Here is a 17489-nt window from a genome sequence, read left to right on the forward strand (position 1 = left end):
TCGCCGCTACTTGCCCGTGAACTTCTCGTACTCCTTGAGGACCTCGTCCGTCGGTCCGTCCATGCGCAACTCGCCGCGCTCCAGCCACAGGACGCGATTGCAGGTGTCACGGATGGACTTGTTGTTGTGGCTGACCAGGAACACGGTGCCGGCTTCCTTGCGCAGCTCCCGGATGCGTTCCTCGGAGCGCTTCTGGAACTTGCGGTCGCCGGTGGCCAGTGCCTCGTCGATCATCAGGACGTCGTGGTCCTTGGCGGCGGCGATCGAGAAGCGCAGGCGGGCCGCCATGCCGGAGGAGTAGGTGCGCATCGGCAGGGTGATGAAGTCGCCCTTCTCGTTGATGCCGGAGAAGTCGACGATGTCCTGGTAGCGCTCCTTGATCTCCTCGCGGGTCATACCCATGGCGAGACCGCCCAGGATGACGTTCCGCTCACCGGTGAGATCGTTCATCAGGGCCGCGTTGACGCCGAGCAGCGAGGGCTGGCCGTCGGTGTAGACCCTGCCCTTCTCCGCCGGGAGCAGGCCGGCGATGGCGCGCAGCAGCGTCGACTTGCCGGAGCCGTTGGAGCCGATCAGTCCGATGGCCTCGCCCCGGTAGGCGACGAAGGAGACGCCCCGTACGGCGTGCACCTTGCGCACCCCGCGCTCCTCGCCCCGCTTGAGGATGCGGCTGAGGGCCGCGGTGGCGCTGCCCTTGCCGGTCTTGGCGCCGTTGACCCGGTAGACGATGTGCAGGTCGTCCGCGATGACGGTGGGGACGCGTTCCCCGGTGTGCTGCTCAGCCACGGCCGTACCGCTCCTCCGCCTTCCAGAAGTACACGAAACCGCCGGCGAAGACGACCACGGCCCAGAACAGGGCGATGGCCCACACGTGCGGCGGCAGGTTCGAGGCGCCGTAGCCGTCGACCAGCGCGAAGCGCATCAGGTCCATGTAGATCGCGGCGGGGTTGACCTGCAGCAGGCGGACCACCCACTCGGGACGGCCCTCCATCATCTTGTTGATGGAGAACATGACTCCGGAGGCGTACATCCAGGTCCGCAGGACGAACGGCATCAGCTGGGCGAGGTCCGGTGTCTTGGCGCCCGTGCGGGCCACGATCAGCGCGAGCCCGGTGTTGAACAGGAACTGCAGCAGCAGGATCGGCACGATGAGCAGCCAGGAGAGGCCCGGGTAGCTGCCGAAGCCGATCGCGACGACGAACAGCACGATCATCGAGAAGAGCAGCTGCTGCAGCTGCTGCAGCGAGAAGGAGACGGGCAGGGAGGCGCGCGGGAAGTGCAGCGCACGCACCAGGCCCAGGTTGCCGGAGATCGCGCGGACGCCGGACATGACCGAGCTCTGCGTGAAGGTGAAGACGAACACCCCCGTGACCAGGAACGGGATGTACACGTCCTTGGACATGCCGCGGCTGGCGTGCAGGATGACGCCGAAGATGAAGTAGTACACCGCCGCGTTCAGCAGCGGGGTGGCCACCTGCCACAGCTGGCCGAGCTTGGCCTGGCTGTACTGGGCGGTCAGCTTCGCCTGGGAGAAGGCGAGGATGAAGTGCCGCCGCCCCCACAGCTGACGGACGTACTCGACGAGCGAGGGCCGGGCGCCGCTGACGGTCAGCCCGTACTTGGCGGCGAGCCGGTCCGCCGTCAGTCCCTCGTCGGGCGACGGGGCCGCGCTCACCGCGATGCCGCCGTCGTGCGTTGTCTCACTCACAGGTGGAAGCTTTCGTCCTCGAGTTCGTCTTCAGGGTGCGTCTTCGGGGCGCGTGTCACAGACGCGCGACCTCTCACGGTCGAGCTTGTCAGATCACCGGGGGCCGGCCCAGTCGCGTCAGCCGCCACACGGTACGCCACTTCATTGGCCGACGGGGGCCGCACGGCGTGCTCCAGCCCTCCTTGAACCCGCCGAACCAGGCCTTCAGGGCCGGGCGGGACGGTCGGCGCAGCAGGGTGAGCAGCATCCAGACGCCGAGGTAGACCGGGACCAGGAGGGCGGGGAGGTTGCGGCGGGCCAGCCAGACGCGGTTGCGGGCGACCATGCGGTGGTAGACCGCGTGCCGGGAGGGCGCGGTCGTCGGGTGGTACAGCACCATGTCGGACCGGTAGTCGATCATCCAGCCCGCGTCGAGGGCCCGCCATGCCAGGTCGGTTTCCTCGTGGGCGTAGAAGAATGCGTCCGGCAGTCCGCCGACTTCGGCGAACACCTGGGTACGGACGGCGTTGGCGCCGCCGAGGAAGGTGGTGACCCGGGAGGAGCGCATCGGGTCGGAGGCCCGCAGCCGTGGCACGTGCCGGCGCTGGGTCTCGCCGGTCTCCGGGTCGGCGATGCGGAAGCTGATGATGCCGAGCTTCGGATCCGCGGCGAAGGCCTGGCGGCACAGCTCGGCGGTGTCGTGGCGGGCGAGCAGGCCGTCGTCGTCGAGGAAGAGCAATATGTCGACATCGCGGCCGCTCGGTCCGAAGGCCTCCACGCCGACGTTCCGGCCACCCGGGATGCCGAGGTTCTCCGGCAGCTCGATGGTCCGCACGCCCTCGGGGACGTCCGGCACCGGCGAGCCGTTGCCGACGACGACCACCTCGACCGGGTCGCCGTCCTGCTTGGCGACCGAGTCGAGCAGCGCGCGCAGCTCGTCGGGGCGGTTGCCCATGGTGATGATCACCGCGCCGACCTTCGTGCCCGCGCTCATCGCAGCCTGCTCGAGGCGAGGATGGACACCAGGTGCAGCACGGTCTGCAGCAGGGCGATCCCGGCCAGTACGGCGGTGCCGAGCCGCGTGCAGAACAGGTCGCCCCTGACCTGGTCCACGATGGCGAGGACCAGGACCAGCAGGGACGCCTCGATGCCGAGGATCAGCCGGTGGAACTTCAGCGCCGCGGCGGCCCGGCGGGCCAGCGCCATGCCGGAGGAGCGCGGCTCCGCCGCGGCCTCCTTCACCGGTGGCAGCCCGCCCTGGTGCCGGGCGACGCCGACGAGGTCGGTCTCGGCCTTGACCAGGATCGCGCCCAGGGCGGCCAGGGTGCCGAGGAAGGCCCACAGCCAGTCGATCCGCCCGGAGCCCCACAGGTCGGCGGCGCGCAGGCCGAGCCCGACCAGGACGGCCGCGTCGGTCAGGTACGCGCCGACCCGGTCCAGGTAGACGCCACCGAGCGAGTACTGCTTCTTCCAGCGCGCGATCTCGCCGTCGACGCAGTCCAGCAGCAGGTACAGCTGGACCGCGACCACGCCGAGGACGGCGCCCGTGATCCCCGGCACCAGCAGGGCCGGGGCCGCGAGGACACCGCAGACGGTCATCAGATACGTGAGCTGGTTGGGCGTGACCCTGGTGTTCACCAGGTAGCGGTCGACCCGCAGGGACACCTCACGCATGTAGAGGCGTCCCATCCAGTGCTCACCGCTGCGCCGGTCCTTCACCCCCGCGGGGTGCACGACCGGACGGAGTTCAGCTACCGATGGCCTTGACATAGTCGGCGTAGATGTCCTTGATCTGTTCGGTCTTGAGGTCGAGGTGTTCGAGGATCGTGTAGCGGCCGGGCCGGGTCTGCGGGGCGAACTCGACGACCTTGACGAACTCCTCGGTCGTGAAGCCGATCTCGTCCGGGAGCACCGGCAGTCCGTGCCGGCGCAGCACCTCGGCCATGTACGCCGACTGCTCGTGCGCACCGCGCAGGTACATCGCGAAGGCGGCGCCGAGCCCGCACTGCTCGCCGTGGGCGGCCGCCCGCTTCGGGTAGAGCAGGTCGAAGGCGTGGTTGATCTCGTGGCAGGCCCCGGAGGACGGGCGGGAGTCGCCCGAGACGGACATGGCGATGCCGGTGAGGACCAGGGCCTCGGCCAGGACCTGCAGGAAGCCGTCGTCGCCGACTCCGCCCGGGTGCCGCAGCACCGCCTCGCCGGCCTGCCGGGCCATGGCGGCGGCGAGGCCGTCGATCTTCTCTCCGTTGACGCGGTTGGACAGCTCCCAGTCCGCGACCGCGGAGATGTTGGAGACGGCGTCGCCGATGCCGGAGCGCACGAAACGGACGGGAGCCTCACGGATCACATTGAGGTCGATGACGACCGCGATCGGGTTCGGCACACCGTACGAGCCGCGGCCCGCATCGTTGTCGAGGGTCGCGACCGGCGAACACAGGCCGTCGTGCGCGAGGTTGGTGGCGACGGCGACCAGCGGCAGGCCGACGCGTGCCGCGGCGAACTTGGCACAGTCGATGATCTTTCCGCCGCCCAGGCCGACGACCGCGTCGTAGTGGCCGGCCTTTATGTCGCTCGCCAGCCGGACCGCGTCGTCGATGGTGCCGCCGTCGACCTCGTACCAGGTGGCGCCGGGCAGCGAGGGAGCGATCCGCTCGCGCAGACGGGCTCCCGAACCGCCGCTGACGGCGATGGCGAGCTTGCCCGACTGCGAGATGCGTTCGTCGGCGAGCACGCACGCCAGGTCGTCGAGGGCACCCGGGCGGATGTCCACGACGACCGGCGAGGGGATGAGCCGGGTCAGTACTGGCACGCGATCTCCCGTCCCCGGGCGAGGTCGTCGTGGTTGTCGATCTCGACCCACGGCACGTCGCCGATCGGTGCCACGTCGATCCGGAAGCCCCGGTTCACCAGTTCCTGGTAGCCGTGCTCGTAGAACTGCTGCGGGTCGGTCTCCCACACGGTCTTCAGCGCGTCGGCCAGCTCGGGGGCCGCGTCGCCCTCGATGAGGGTGACGCCGATGTACTCGCCGGTCGCCTCGGCGGGATCCATCAGCTTGGTGATCTTCTGGACGCCCTTGGCGGGGTCGGCGACGACCTTCATCTCCTCGTCGGCGAGGGACTTCACGGTGTCCAGCGCCAGGATGATCTTCTTGCCGTCGCCGCGGGCGGCGAGCAGGGTCTTCTCGACGGAGACCGGGTGGACGGTGTCGCCGTTGGCGAGGATCACGCCGTCCTTGAGGGCGTCACGGCCGCGCCACAGGGAGTAGGCGTTGTTCCACTCCTCGGCCTTGTCGTTGTCGATCAGGGTGAGCTGCAGCCCGTACTTCTGCTCCAGGGCCGCCTTGCGCTCGTACACGGCCTCCTTGCGGTAGCCGACGATGATCGCTACCTCGGTCAGACCGATCTCGGCGAAGTTGCCGAGCGTCAGGTCCAGGACCGTGGGTTCGCCCTCTATGCCCGCGGGCCCCACCGGCACCAGAGCCTTGGGAAGGCTGTCGGTGTAGGGGCGCAGGCGCCGTCCGGCGCCGGCCGCCAGCACGAGGCCGATCATGCGGGTTCTCCTTCATCGTGTACGGCGGGCGCCCCTGCGGACACCCAGAAGCGGATGCTCTCGACGAGCACCACCAGGGCGACGGCCACGGCGAGGACCGTGAGCGCGACCTTGAACTGCGAGGCGGTGAGCAGCGCGGCCAGAACCGCGACCAGCAGCGTCCGTCCCTCCTGCCCCCCGATGGCGCGCACCAGCCAGGCCGGGGGCGCTCCGGCGTTTCCGCGGATGCGGTACACCGTGTCGTAGTGATGGTAGGCGACGGCGGCCACCAGCCCGAAAGCCGCAGGAAGCGCCCCGTTCACGTCGGCGTGGGCCGCCAGTACCAGGACGGTGCCGTATTCGGCGGCCCGGAACAGCGGGGGGACCAGCCAGTCGAGGGCGCCCTTGAGGGGCCGGTACAGCGCCTGGCCGGAGGTGACGGCGTAGACGACGGCGCCCGCGACGGGCGCCCAGGTCACGCCGGAGAAGAGGGACACGGCGAGGACCACCGCGCCGGCCAGCGCCACCAGGAGAGGGAATCCGAGGCGGGCGCGCGTCACCCGCGCCACGAAGGCGGCGAGCGGCCCGTTGTCCGCGAGGTCCGCCAGCGCCTGCGCCGCCCGGTCGGTGCGCCGTGCCTTGCGGGTCACCGAGCGCAGGACGCGGCCGGCCGTGGTGTACGTCGCCGCGAAGGCGCAGCCGATGAGCAGGGCGTAGAAGGTGATGCGGGGGGTGGTGGCCGCCGTCAGGACGGCGATCATGGCCCAGCGCTCACCGATCGGCAGGACGATCATCCGCCGTACCCAGACCGTCCAGCCGACGCTGTCGAGCTTGTCGGAGAGGGCGGCGGTGGGACTGGTGTTGGCGGTGGCGTCGTGGTTGGACTCGTTGAAGGAGAAGTCCACGACGTGCCGGCAGGTCTGCAGGACCATGGCGCCGAGCGCGAGGGCCCATACGTCGTCGCCGCCGCGGGCCGCGCCGAGGGCGAGGCCGGCGTAGTAGGCGTACTCCTTGGCCCGGTCGAAGGTGGCGTCCAGCCAGGCGCCGAGCGTGGAGTACTGCAGGGAGTAGCGGGCGAGCTGCCCGTCCGTGCAGTCCAGGACGAAGGAGGCGATGAGCAGCACGCCCGCGGCGATGAATCCTGCGCGGGTGCCGGTGGCCGCGCAGCCCGCCGCTATCAGTGCGGTGAGCAGGGATGCGGTGGTGACCTGGTTGGGGGTCAGGCCGCGGCGCGCGCACCAGCGGGCGATGTAGCGCGAGTAGGGGCTGATGAAGAAGGTGGTGAAGAAGCCGTCGCGGGCCTTCACCGCGGACTTCAGGCGTACGGCCTCGTCGTCGACGGCGGCGACGGCCTGCCGTGCCTCGTTGCGGGCCTGTGGCCCGGCGGGGACGGTGGCGACCAGGCTGCCGAGTGCGGGCCGGTGCACCTCGGCGCCGTCGGCGTCGAGGGCGAGGGCGAGCCGGTCGGCGAGGCTGTCCACGGCGAGGGCGGTGCCGCCGCCGGCGGAGGTCTCGCGCGCCACCGCCCGGGTCAGCGCCTGGCGGCCGGCGGGCTGGGCCGTGACCGCGCCGGGGACCGCGGCGAGCGGGAAGCGGGGGTCGGTGAGGCCGAGGCGCAGGGCGTGCGGGTGGCCGACGAAGCGGGCGTCGACGACGGCCACGCGCTCCTGGGCGGGGACGGCCGCGAGGAGCGTCTCGGTGTCGGAGGCGTCGGTGGCCGTCCGCACCTCGAAGCCGAGGGACCGCAGATCGCTCTCGAGCGACGATCCGGGGACCGGCTGACCGGTCACGATGGCGGTCGACAACCGAACTCACTCCCTGGGTGCCGACGCGTGAGCGCCGGTCGTCTGCATGGTGGGGCACCGCTTGCCTGGCACCCGGGCGGCATGTCGGCAGAGGCTATCGGATGACGACAAGCCCGTGTTCACCGCCCGTTCACGGGCCGGTCGACGCGGGCTGCACCGGCCTTTGCCGCGGTCATCATCGGTGATCCGGGGGCCGGCCCACAAACCGCGTCCGGGCCGGCCCGGGCATCCGGGACACAGGGGATGGGCCGCGGGGCGTCGGCATAGGGTGGGCAACCATGACGTGGCTGATCACCGGCGGGGCCGGATACATAGGGGCTCATGTGGCGCGGGCCATGACCGGCGCCGGGGAGCGCGTCGTCGCGCTGGACGACCTCTCGGCCGGGGTGCCCGCGCGGCTCCCGGCGGACGTGCCGCTCGTCGAGGGCTGCGTGACGGACCGGGACCTGCTGGGGCGGGTCTTCGCCGAACACGCGGTGACGGGTGTGGTGCACCTCGCGGCGCGCAAGCAGGTCGCCGAGTCCGTGGCCCGGCCGACGCGCTACTACCGGGAGAACGTGGGCGGTCTCGCCACGCTACTGGAGGCGGTCGCCGAGGCCGGTGTCGAGCGGTTCCTGTTTTCCTCCTCGGCGGCCGTCTACGGCAACCCGGACGTCGGCCTGATCACCGAGGACACCCCGTGCGCGCCGGTGAACCCCTACGGCGAGACCAAGCTCACCGGGGAGTGGCTGGTGCGGGCGGCGGGACGGGCGCACGGCATCGCGACCGTGTGCCTGCGCTACTTCAACGTGGCGGGCGCCGCCGCGCCGGAGCTGGCGGACACCGGCGTCTTCAACATCGTGCCCATGGTCTTCGACCGGCTCACCCGCGACGAGGCCCCGCGGATCTTCGGCGACGACTACCCGACGCCGGACGGTACCTGCGTCCGGGACTACATCCACGTCGCCGACCTGGCCGAGGCGCACCTCGCGGCGGCCCGGCGGCTCGCCGACGGGGACCTGGCCGGCGACCTGACGGTGAACATCGGCCGCGGCGAGGGTGTCTCGGTCCGCGAACTGGTCTCCCTCATCGGCGAGGTCACCGGCGACCGGCGACCGCCCGTCGTGGAGGGGCGGCGCCCCGGGGACGCGCCGCGCGCGGTCGCTTCGGCCGAGCGGGCCGCCGAGGTACTGGGCTGGCGGGCGCGGCTCGGGGTGCGCGCGATGGTGGAGTCGGCCTGGCAGGGCTGGCAGCTGCACCGCGGCGGCGAACGGGCGACCTCCGCTGCCGGTGAACTGAGGGTGCCCTGAGCTGGGAATCGTTTCCGCAGGTCAGGGCACATGACAACGGTGTTCAGTGCCGCGTTGCCGGATACCCCCCACCCGTAGTTGACTGTGAGCCCGGGCGGACACACGGAAGGGCTGACGCCATGGGGGCAGGGCACGATCACGGGCACGCGCACACGCATGCGCCGCCCACCGGGACGGCGGCAGCGGCGTACCGCGGCACGCTGCGCGTCGCGCTGTCGATCACGCTCGCCGTCATGGTGGTCGAGATCGTCGGCGGTCTGGTCGCCGACTCCCTCGCGCTCATCGCGGACGCCGCGCACATGGCCACGGACGCGCTGGGCCTGGGCATGGCCCTGCTGGCCATCCACTTCGCGAACCGTCCCCCGAGCACCAACCGCACCTTCGGCTACGCCCGCGCCGAGATCCTCGCCGCCCTGGCCAACTGCCTGCTGCTGCTCGGCGTCGGCGGCTACGTGCTGTACGAGGCGGTCCAGCGGTTCCTCACCCCCGCCGGCACCGACGGCGGGCTGATGGTCGTGTTCGGCGCGATCGGCCTGGCCGCCAACATGATCTCGCTCACGCTGCTGATGCGGGGCCAGCGGGAGAGCCTGAACGTGCGCGGGGCGTTCCTGGAGGTGGCCGCGGACGCGCTGGGCTCGGGAGCGGTGATCGTCTCGGCGGTGGTGATCCTGGCCACCGGCTGGCAGGCCGCCGATCCGATCGCCTCGCTGGCCATCGGGGTGATGATCGTCCCGCGCACCGTCAAGCTGCTGCGCGAGACCCTCGACGTGCTGCTGGAGGCGGCGCCGAAGGACGTCGACATGGCCGAGGTGCGGGCCCACATCCTGGCCCTGGACGGTGTGGAGGACGTACACGACCTGCACGCCTGGACGATCACCTCCGGGCTGCCGGTGCTCTCCGCGCACGTGGTCGTCCGCTCGGACGCGCTGAGCGCCATCGGGCACGAGAAGATGCTGCACGAGCTGCAGCACTGCCTGGGCGACCACTTCGACGTCGAGCACTGCACCTTCCAGCTGGAGCCGGGCGGGCACGCGGAGCACGAGGCGCGGCTGTGCCACTGACGGCACCTGCGAGGTCCCGCCTCCGGTGATCGGCCGGGGCGACCGGGGGCCGCGCCGCGCGCGGGACATGCGGACGTGCCGGGAAGTGACGGGAGTGCCGGAGCCGTACGGCAGACTTGGGGTGCCAAGACCGAGGCGAAGGATGGGTATGCCGATCACACCTGCCACCGCGACGCACAGTTCGTCGAACGGCACCGCAGAGGCGATTTTGCTGGAACTGGTCGACGAGGACGGCGTGACGATCGGCACCGCGGAGAAGCTCGCCGCCCACCAGCCGCCGGGACAGCTGCACCGCGCGTTCTCGGTGTTCCTCTTCGACTCCCGAGGCCGGCTGCTGCTCCAGCAGCGGGCGCTGGGCAAGTACCACTCCCCCGGCGTGTGGTCCAACACCTGCTGCGGCCACCCCTACCCCGGCGAGGCGCCCTTCGCGGCGGCGGCCCGGCGGACGTACGAGGAGCTCGGCGTCTCCCCGTCGCTGCTGGCCGAGGCGGGCACGGTCCGCTACAACCACCCGGACCCGGCCTCGGGGCTGGTCGAGCAGGAGTACAACCACCTGTTCGTCGGCCTGGTGCAGACCCCGCCCGCGCCGGACCCGGAGGAGGTCGGCTCGACCGCCTTCGTGACCCCGGGCGAGCTGAGGGAGCGGCACGCGGCGGACGCGTTCTCGGCCTGGTTCATGACCGTGCTGGACGCGGCCCGCCCGGCGATCAGGGAGCTGACGGGGCCGTCCGCGGGCTGGTGAGACGGCGGCTCACGGGAGCCGCGCGGGTTTGAGCGGCAGGGCGGCCCAGATCACCTTGCCGCCGGTCGCCGTGTGCTCCACGTCGACCACCCCGCCGGCCTCCCGGGCCACCTCGCGGACCAGGAGCAGTCCCCGGCCGCCGGTCTGGCCGTGGTCGGCTTCCAGGGCGGTCGGGCGGTAGGGATGGTTGTCCTCCACGGACACCCGGACCCACTCGGCGCCGACGGCGACCTCCACGGCGAGCACCGGCGACAGCAGCGCCGCGTGCTTGACCGCGTTGGTGACCAGTTCGGAGACGATCAGTAACAGCCCGTGGACCAGGTCGTCCGGGACCGGCACGCCCTGGCGGTGGAGCAGGTCCCGTACGGCGTGCCGCGCCTGCGGGACCGAGGCGTCGACGGCGGCCGCGGTGAACCGCCAGACTCCCTCGTACGGCAGCGGGTCCGGCGGACGCCGGTCGCCTCCCTCTGGGCGCGGGGCCGCCCCACGCCCGTGGTTCTCCATCGTCCGGTCGCCACCCTTGCGCTCGATTGTCACCACACGTCGAGTGTTGGTAACGATCCGCTCCGACCCGCGGAACTGAACACAAGTCAGCGGATTTCGGATGCTTTCTGACCGTTGGGTTAGCCACGCTGTACGTCTTTGACGGGGCGGAGCCGGAAGAAGCTGGTGCGCCGCGACTGGATAGCATCCGGCGCATGGAGCCCCAGCTGCTGTACGGCGTCACCGACTCGGTCGCCACCGTCGTCGTCCACCACCCCGCCAAGCGCAACGCCATGACGGCCGCGATGTGGCGGGCGCTGCCGCCACTGTTGGACGCCCTGGCCGCCGATCCGGCCGTACGGGCCCTGGTGCTCACCGGCGAGGGCGGCACCTTCTGCGCCGGGGCGGACATCTCCACGCTGCGGGACTCGCCGGAGGAGGCGCAGGGGCTCGCCGTGCGCGCCGAGGAGGCCCTCGCGGCGTTCCCGAAGCCGACGCTGGCCGCGGTCCGCGGGCACTGCGTCGGCGGCGGGGCGCAGCTCGCGGCGGCCTGCGACCTGCGGTTCGCCGAGGAAGGGGCGCTGTTCGGGGTGACGCCCGCGAAGCTCGGCATCGTCTACTCGGCCTCGGCGACGCGGCGGTTGGTGTCGCTGGTGGGTCCGGCCACCGCCAAATACCTCCTGTTCTCGGGCGAATTGATCGGCGCGGAGCGCGCACTGCGTACGGGTTTGGTCGACGAGGTGCTGCCGGAGGGCGGACTGGGCAAGCGGGTTGCGGAGTTCACCCGGACCCTGGTCTCCCGCTCGCAGCTGACGCAGGCCGCGGCGAAGGAATTCGCGGACGGGCGCACGGACCGCGACGCGTACTGGACCGAACGGATGCGCGGCAGCGGGGACACCGCGGAGGGGGTCGCCGCGTTCCTGGAGCGCCGGCCGCCGCGCTTCACCTGGAGTGTGCCTACGTCAGGGTGAAGCGGCTGCCGGTGCGGAACTCCTCGACGAGGTGGGCGGGCGCCTTGGCCGGCGATCCCGCGTCGTAGGGCGGCTGTGGGTCGTACTCCGTCAGCAGCTGGACCGCCTGGGCGTGTTCGTCGCCCGCCATCCGGCCGAGCAGAGTGAAGCCCATGTCGATGCCGGACGAAACCCCGGCGGCGGTGACGTACTTGCCGTCGGTCACCACCCGCTCGCCGGTCGGCTCGGCGCCGTACTGCGGCAGGAAGTCGAGGGTGAGCCAGTGGGAGGTGGCGCGGCGGCCGTCGAGGAGACCCGCGGCGGCGAGCAGCAGGGAGCCCGAGCAGACGGAGGTCGTCCAGGTGCTGGTCGCGTCGGCGGCCCGCAGCCAGGCGAGGAGGGCCTCGTTCCCGATCTGGGCGAGGGTGCCGGGACCGCCCGACACCACGATGACGTCGGGGCGGGGTACCTCGTGCAGAGCCTTGTCCGCGGTGACGGCGAGGAATCCCGTCTCGGTGCGCACGGGTCCCGGCCGCTCGGCGACGAAGTCGACGCGCACGTCCGGGAGGCGGCTGAGGATTTCGTACGGCCCCACGACGTCCAGGGCGGTGAAACGGTCGTAGACGACCATGGCTATGCGCATGGCATTCCTTTCGGGAGGCTCAGGACGCGGGCACGGGCCGGAAACGGCGGCGGTACTCGGCCGGGGACACGCCGAGGGCCCTGACGAAGGCGCGGCGCATGGCCTCGGGGGTGCCGTAGCCGCTGGCGCGGGAGATTTCCTTGACGCCGTCGCCGGTGTCCTCCAGCAGGCGGCGGGCGTGTTCGAGGCGGACGCGGTCGACGTAGCGGCCGGGAGTCGCGCCGGTCTCGTGCCGGAAAGCGCGGGCGAAGTGGCGGGGCGAGAGGCGGGCGCGGGCGGCGAGGGACTCGACGGTGAGGTCGTCGGCGGGGTGCTCGGTGATCCACCGCTGGACCTCCCGCAACGGCTCGCGCTGTGCGGTCTGGGCGGCGAGCTGGGCGCTGAACTGGGCCTGGTTGCCGGGCCTGCGCAGGAAGACCACCAGATGGCGGGCGACCACGAGCGCCGTCTCCCGGCCCAGGTCCTCCTCGACCAGGGCGAGGGCGAGGTCGATGCCGGAGGTGACGCCGGCGGAGGTGGAGACCTGTCCGTCGCGCACGTAGATGGGCTCGGGGTCGATCCGCACGGCCGGATGGTCGCGGGCGAGCTTGTGACAGTACGCCCAGTGCGTTGTAGCGCGGCGGCCGTCCAGCAGGCCCGCGCGGGCCAGCAGGATCGCGCCGGTGCACACGGAGACCAGGCGTGCGGCGCGCGGTCCGTTCTCCCGCAGCCAGCCGGTCAGCCGCGGATCGGGCTCGCGGGTGCCCTGCCCGCCGGGCACGAGCAGGGTGTGCGCCTCGGCCACCTCCGGAAGAGCCTGGTCCGGTACGACGGTCAGGCCGCTGGTGGTGCGCACGGGCGCGCCGTCCAGGGAGGCGGTCCGGATGCGGTAACTGCCCGCAGTGTGCTTCTCGGCCCCGGCGAAGACCTCCACCGGGCCGGTGACGTCCAGGCTCTGGACACCGTCGAAGAGGAGCACGAGAACGGATCGCTGGGTCATGCCGTCGATTCTTCGGGGGCGCGCCGATGGCCGCAATGACGAGCTTCCCACCTTTTCTGCCATGTACCCGACCGCCTGCCCGAGGTACCGACCGGTCGGTACCCTGCGGTCATGACTACTGTCGCCCTCGACCCGCGCGCGGGCCGCCGCTGCCACGCCGTGCTCAACACCCTGCACGCCACCCACTACTTCTCGCCCGACCTGGGGCGTGAGCTGGGCACACTGGGAATCACCGACCCCCGGGCGGTGAACTTCGCGGTGCGGGCCGCCGCCCTGGGGCCGGTCGGCGCCGGCACGGTGACCGCGACCTTCTACAACTACAAGTACGAGCTCGTGGTGCGCCACGTGCCCGCCGTGTGGGAGACCGCCACGCCCGGACAGGTGCTGGCGGCACGCGCGCGTGCCGTCGACGCGACGCTGCGCCGCCTGCTCGGCGAGGAGGCCGTGACCTCCGCGGAGATGGGCGAGGCCGCGCGGCTGGCCCTGCGTGCCGCCGAGGCCTGCTGCCGCGCCGGTCGCCCGCTGTACGCCGCCCACGCCGACCAGCCGGTCCCCGAGGAGCCGCACCTCGCCTACTGGCACGCGGCCACACTGCTGCGCGAACACCGGGGCGACGGGCACCTGGCGGTTCTGACGGCCGCCGGGCTCGACGGGCTGGAGGCGCTGGTGACCCACACCGCAACCGGCAAGGGCATGACGCCGGAGTGGGTCTTCGGCACCCGCGGCTGGAGCCGGGAGGAGTGGGACGCGGCGACCGGGCGGCTCCGGGAGCGCGGGCTGCTGGACGGCGAGGGCGAGCTGACCGGGCGGGGCGTGGCGCTGCGCGAGGAGATCGAGCGCGAGACGGACCGGCTCGACCGGGCCCCGTACGAGCACCTGGGCGCGGAGGGCGTCGCGCGGCTGACGGAGCTCGGCAAGGCGCTCGCCGGCGCGGCGCTGGCCGCCGGCGCCTTCCCGGCGGACCTGATCGGCAAGGGCTGAGCCGCGGGCGGGGCCCGGGAGCAGGCATGCCGGGCCGCCGCCGAGGTACCCGCGCTCTCCCGGCCGGCGCGGCCGGGAGACGAAAGGGGAAAGTTCGTGTTCCGTGCGATCGCAGACGTACTGCGCCAGATCGGTGGGGCCATCGCCACCGTTGTGACGCTGCCGTTCCGGGCCCTGGCCCGGCTCTTCGGCGGTGCCTCGGGCTCGGCGCGGGGCCACCGGGCCTGACGGCGCCGCGCCCGCCCCGCCGGCCGCCCAGATCCCCGGTTGCCGGTGCCACCTGCCACAATTGCCGCGCAACCTCAGTGGAGAAGGCGGTACGGGATCGTGACGACACCCGGGTCCCTCGAAGTAGGGTCCATCGAAGGCAGGATCGCCGAGGAGCTCGGCGTGCGGGAGCGGCAGGTGAAGGCCGCGGTGGAGCTGCTCGACGGCGGTTCGACGGTGCCCTTCATCGCCCGCTACCGCAAGGAAGCGACCGAGATGCTCGACGACGCGCAACTGCGCACGATCGAGGAGCGGCTGCGTTATCTGCGGGAGCTGGAGGAGCGGCGGACGGCGATCCTGGAGTCGGTGCGCGAGCAGGGCAAGCTCACCGGCGAGTTGGAGGCGCGGATCCGGGGCGCCGAGACGAAGGCGCGCCTGGAGGACATCTACCTCCCGTACAAGCCCAAGCGGCGCACCAAGGCGCAGATCGCGCGCGAGGCGGGGCTCGAGCCGCTCGCCGAGGGGCTGCTCGGCGACCCGGCCGTGGAGCCGCTCGCGGCGGCCGCCGCGTTCGTCGACGCCGCCAAGGGTGTCGCCGATCCGCAGGCCGCCCTCGACGGCGCCCGGGCGATCCTCACCGAGCGGTTCTCGGAGGACGCCGACCTGATCGGCGAGCTGCGCGAGCGGATGTGGGTGCGCGGCCGGCTGGCGGCCAAGGTGCGGGAGGGCAAGGAGGAGACGGGCGCCAAGTTCGCCGACTACTTCGACTTCGCCGAGCCGTTCACCGAGCTGCCCTCGCACCGCGTCCTCGCCATGCTGCGCGGTGAGAAGGAGGAGGTCCTGGACCTCGTCCTGGAGCCGGAGGAGCCCACGGAGGGTCCTTCGTCGTACGAGGGGATGGTGGCGCACCGCTTCGGGATCGCCGACCGCGGGCGCGCGGCCGACAAGTGGCTGCTGGACACCGTCCGCTGGGCCTGGCGCACCCGCATCCTGGTGCACCTCGGCATCGACCTGCGCCTGAGGCTGCGTACGGCCGCCGAGGACGAGGCGGTGAACGTGTTCGCGGCGAACCTGCGGGACCTGCTGCTGGCCGCCCCGGCCGGCACGCGCGCGACGCTCGGTCTGGACCCCGGCTTCCGTACGGGCGTGAAGGTGGCCGTGGTCGACGCGACCGGCAAGGTGGTGGCCACCGACGTGATCTACCCGCACGTCCCGGCCAACAAGTGGGACGAGGCCCTAGCCAAGCTGGCCCGCCTGGCGAAGGAGCACGCGGTCGAGCTGGTCGCGATCGGCAACGGCACGGCTTCCCGGGAGACCGACAGGCTCGCCGGCGAACTCATCGCGAAGCACCCGGAGCTGAAGCTCACCAAGGTGATGGTGTCCGAGGCGGGCGCGTCCGTGTACTCGGCCTCCGCCTTCGCCTCCCGGGAACTGCCCGACATGGACGTGTCGCTGCGCGGCGCGGTCTCCATCGCGCGCCGGCTGCAGGACCCGCTGGCCGAGCTGGTCAAGATCGATCCGAAGTCGATCGGTGTCGGCCAGTACCAGCACGACCTGTCCGAGGTGAAGCTGTCCCGCTCGCTGGACGCGGTGGTCGAGGACTGTGTGAACGGCGTGGGCGTGGACGTCAACACCGCGTCCGTGCCGCTGCTCTCGCGAGTGTCCGGTATCTCCTCCGGTCTCGCGGAGAACATCGTGGCGCACCGCGACGCGAACGGCCCGTTCAAGTCCCGCTCCGAACTGAAGAAGGTGGCCCGGCTGGGCCCGAAGGCGTACGAGCAGTGCGCGGGCTTCCTCAGGATCCGCGGCGGCTACGACCCGCTGGACGCCTCCAGCGTGCACCCGGAGGCGTACCCGGTCGTGCGCCGCATGGTGAAGACCACGGGGCAGGAGGTGGCCTCGCTCATCGGCAACACCGGCGTGCTGCGGTCGCTGAGGCCGGCCGACTTCGTGGACGACACCTTCGGTCTGCCGACCGTCACCGACATCCTCAAGGAGCTGGAGAAGCCCGGGCGCGACCCGCGTCCCGCCTTCAGGACGGCCACCTTCAGGGAGGGCGTGGAGAAGATCTCCGACCTCTCCTCCGGGATGATCCTGGAGGGCGTGGTCACGAACGTGGCGGCCTTCGGGGCGTTCGTCGACGTCGGCGTCCACCAGGACGGTCTGGTGCACGTCTCCGCGATGTCGAAGACGTTCGTCAAGGATCCGCGGGACGTCGTCAAGCCCGGTGACATCGTCAAGGTGAAGGTCCTCGACGTCGACATCCCGCGCAAGCGGATCTCGCTCACGCTGCGCCTGGACGACGAGGCGGCCCCGCAGGACCGGCAGCAGGGCGGTGGCGAGCGGCGGCAGCGCGGCGGGCGTCCGCCGCAGCAGCGCCAGGGCCGCGGCGGCGGGGGCGGCGGCTCCCGCCAGGCTCCCCCGCCGGCCAACAACGCGATGGCCGACGCGCTGCGGCGGGCGGGGCTGGTCGACCCGAAGAACGGGCGGCGCTGAGGCATCAGGGTCCGGGCTCCGGTACGGTACCGGGGCCCTGGTTCGCCCGTAGGGTGGTGGCATGACGACGACACACGTCATCACGTGGGACGTCATCGCGAGCAGGGGGTACGAGACCGCCTGGGTCGAGCGCGGCGAAGGTGTGCTGCGGGCGCGCGGCCGGGCGGTCGGGACCGTGCCGGAGCCGTACTGGATCGCCTACGAGCTCGACACGGCCGACGGCCTTGTGACCCGGCGGCTGACCGTGACGGCCGATTCCGCGAGCGGGACCCGCACGCTGGACCTGCGGCACGACGGCGGAGGCCGGTGGACCACCGGCGGCGTGCCGCTGCCCGACGTCGACGGCGCTCTCGACTGCGACCTGGGGCTGTGCCCGCTCACCCACACCATGCCGGTGCTCCGGCACGGGCTGCACCGGATGCCCGGCGAGCGGGAGTTCGTCATGGCGTGGGTGTCCGTGCCGCAGCTGACCGTACGGCCGTCGCGGCAGACGTACACCCACCTCGGCCGCACCCGGCACGGCGCGCGCGTCCGCTACGCCTCCGGCGGGTTCAGCGCCGACCTGGAGTTCGACGCGGACGGCTTCGTGGCCGACTACCCGGGGCTGGCCAGGCGCCTGCGGTAGGAAAACGGATGCA

18 protein-coding genes are annotated in these 17489 nt (G+C 72.1%); 8 read left to right on the top strand and 10 right to left on the bottom strand.

Translation table 11 applies throughout. The features are described from left to right. Positions 1–6: 6 nt before the first annotated feature. The 7 genes from ACIBBH_RS09905 to ACIBBH_RS09935 form a co-directional block, all read right to left on the bottom strand. Positions 7–786 carry an ABC transporter ATP-binding protein gene (locus ACIBBH_RS09905; RefSeq protein ID WP_399403743.1) on the bottom strand — a complete coding sequence of 260 codons (780 nt, stop codon included), beginning with the start codon at positions 784–786 and terminating at the stop codon, positions 7–9. After that, positions 779–1708, bottom strand: a complete 930-nt coding sequence (locus tag ACIBBH_RS09910) for an ABC transporter permease (protein WP_399403744.1) — start codon at positions 1706–1708, stop codon at positions 779–781. The genes ACIBBH_RS09905 and ACIBBH_RS09910 overlap by 8 nt, the downstream gene beginning before the upstream one ends. 88 nt (positions 1709–1796) lie before the next feature. After that, the gene (locus tag ACIBBH_RS09915; protein WP_399403745.1) at positions 1797–2681 is read right to left on the bottom strand and encodes a glycosyltransferase family 2 protein; all 885 of its coding nucleotides are present in this window, start codon (positions 2679–2681) and stop codon (positions 1797–1799) included. Beyond that, positions 2678–3421: a CDP-alcohol phosphatidyltransferase family protein gene (locus ACIBBH_RS09920; RefSeq protein ID WP_399403746.1), complete on the bottom strand. Its 744-nt coding sequence runs from the start codon at positions 3419–3421 to the stop codon at positions 2678–2680. The genes ACIBBH_RS09915 and ACIBBH_RS09920 overlap by 4 nt, the downstream gene beginning before the upstream one ends. A gap of 13 nt (positions 3422–3434) precedes the next feature. Beyond that, positions 3435–4496 (bottom strand): iron-containing alcohol dehydrogenase family protein, encoded by a 1062-nt coding sequence (locus ACIBBH_RS09925; RefSeq protein ID WP_399403747.1) that lies wholly within the window; start codon positions 4494–4496, stop codon positions 3435–3437. Beyond that, positions 4484–5236, bottom strand: a complete 753-nt coding sequence (locus ACIBBH_RS09930) for a sugar phosphate nucleotidyltransferase (RefSeq protein ID WP_399403748.1) — start codon at positions 5234–5236, stop codon at positions 4484–4486. Before ACIBBH_RS09930 ends, ACIBBH_RS09925 begins: the two co-directional genes overlap by 13 nt. Next, positions 5233–7020, bottom strand: coding sequence for a DUF5941 domain-containing protein (locus ACIBBH_RS09935; protein ID WP_399403749.1), 1788 nt, complete (start codon positions 7018–7020; stop codon positions 5233–5235). Before ACIBBH_RS09935 ends, ACIBBH_RS09930 begins: the two co-directional genes overlap by 4 nt. Positions 7021–7298: 278 nt before the next feature. On the opposite strand from ACIBBH_RS09935, the gene galE reads away from it, so the two are divergent. The 3 genes from galE (at position 7299) to idi (ending at position 10112) form a co-directional block, all read left to right on the top strand. Further along, complete coding sequence (gene galE / locus ACIBBH_RS09940; RefSeq protein WP_399403750.1) at positions 7299–8309, top strand: UDP-glucose 4-epimerase GalE; 1011 nt, start codon at positions 7299–7301, stop codon at positions 8307–8309. A gap of 119 nt (positions 8310–8428) precedes the next feature. Further along, positions 8429–9370, top strand: coding sequence for a cation diffusion facilitator family transporter (locus tag ACIBBH_RS09945; protein ID WP_399403751.1), 942 nt, complete (start codon positions 8429–8431; stop codon positions 9368–9370). Positions 9371–9518: 148 nt separating this feature from the next. Continuing rightward, complete coding sequence (idi, locus tag ACIBBH_RS09950) at positions 9519–10112, top strand: isopentenyl-diphosphate Delta-isomerase (protein WP_399403752.1); 594 nt, start codon at positions 9519–9521, stop codon at positions 10110–10112. A gap of 9 nt (positions 10113–10121) precedes the next feature. On the opposite strand, the gene ACIBBH_RS09955 is transcribed toward idi, so the two are convergent. Further along, positions 10122–10616: an ATP-binding protein gene (locus ACIBBH_RS09955; RefSeq protein ID WP_399404028.1), complete on the bottom strand. Its 495-nt coding sequence runs from the start codon at positions 10614–10616 to the stop codon at positions 10122–10124. A gap of 194 nt (positions 10617–10810) precedes the next feature. Between ACIBBH_RS09955 and ACIBBH_RS09960 the strand changes: the two genes are divergently transcribed. After that, positions 10811–11566 (top strand): enoyl-CoA hydratase/isomerase family protein, encoded by a 756-nt coding sequence (locus tag ACIBBH_RS09960; protein WP_399403753.1) that lies wholly within the window; start codon positions 10811–10813, stop codon positions 11564–11566. Here the strand turns inward: ACIBBH_RS09960 and ACIBBH_RS09965 are convergent. After that, positions 11553–12188, bottom strand: a complete 636-nt coding sequence (locus tag ACIBBH_RS09965) for a DJ-1/PfpI family protein (protein WP_399403754.1) — start codon at positions 12186–12188, stop codon at positions 11553–11555. The two genes, ACIBBH_RS09960 and ACIBBH_RS09965, sit on opposite strands and share 14 nt — an antisense overlap. 19 nt (positions 12189–12207) lie before the next feature. Beyond that, positions 12208–13167: a GlxA family transcriptional regulator gene (locus ACIBBH_RS09970; protein ID WP_399403755.1), complete on the bottom strand. Its 960-nt coding sequence runs from the start codon at positions 13165–13167 to the stop codon at positions 12208–12210. A 111-nt stretch (positions 13168–13278) separates the two neighbouring features. On the opposite strand from ACIBBH_RS09970, the gene ACIBBH_RS09975 reads away from it, so the two are divergent. The 4 genes from ACIBBH_RS09975 to ACIBBH_RS09990 all read left to right on the top strand — a co-directional run bounded on the left by ACIBBH_RS09975 (position 13279) and on the right by ACIBBH_RS09990 (position 17476). Next, entirely contained in the window at positions 13279–14148 is an 870-nt protein-coding gene (locus ACIBBH_RS09975; protein WP_399403756.1) for a hypothetical protein, read from the top strand. A gap of 96 nt (positions 14149–14244) precedes the next feature. Then, positions 14245–14376 (top strand): LPFR motif small protein, encoded by a 132-nt coding sequence (locus ACIBBH_RS09980; protein WP_260844787.1) that lies wholly within the window; start codon positions 14245–14247, stop codon positions 14374–14376. A gap of 99 nt (positions 14377–14475) precedes the next feature. Further along, a complete protein-coding gene (locus ACIBBH_RS09985) occupies positions 14476–16851 on the top strand; it encodes a Tex family protein (protein WP_399403757.1) in 2376 nt (791 codons plus the stop codon). Between the two features lie 61 nt (positions 16852–16912). Further along, positions 16913–17476, top strand: coding sequence for a putative glycolipid-binding domain-containing protein (locus tag ACIBBH_RS09990; RefSeq protein ID WP_399403758.1), 564 nt, complete (start codon positions 16913–16915; stop codon positions 17474–17476). The last annotated feature ends 13 nt before the right edge of the window (positions 17477–17489 follow it).

The organism is Streptomyces sp. NPDC051636 (genome assembly GCF_044453765.1).
In the GTDB taxonomy this organism is placed as follows: Bacteria; Actinomycetota; Actinomycetes; order Streptomycetales; family Streptomycetaceae; genus Streptomyces.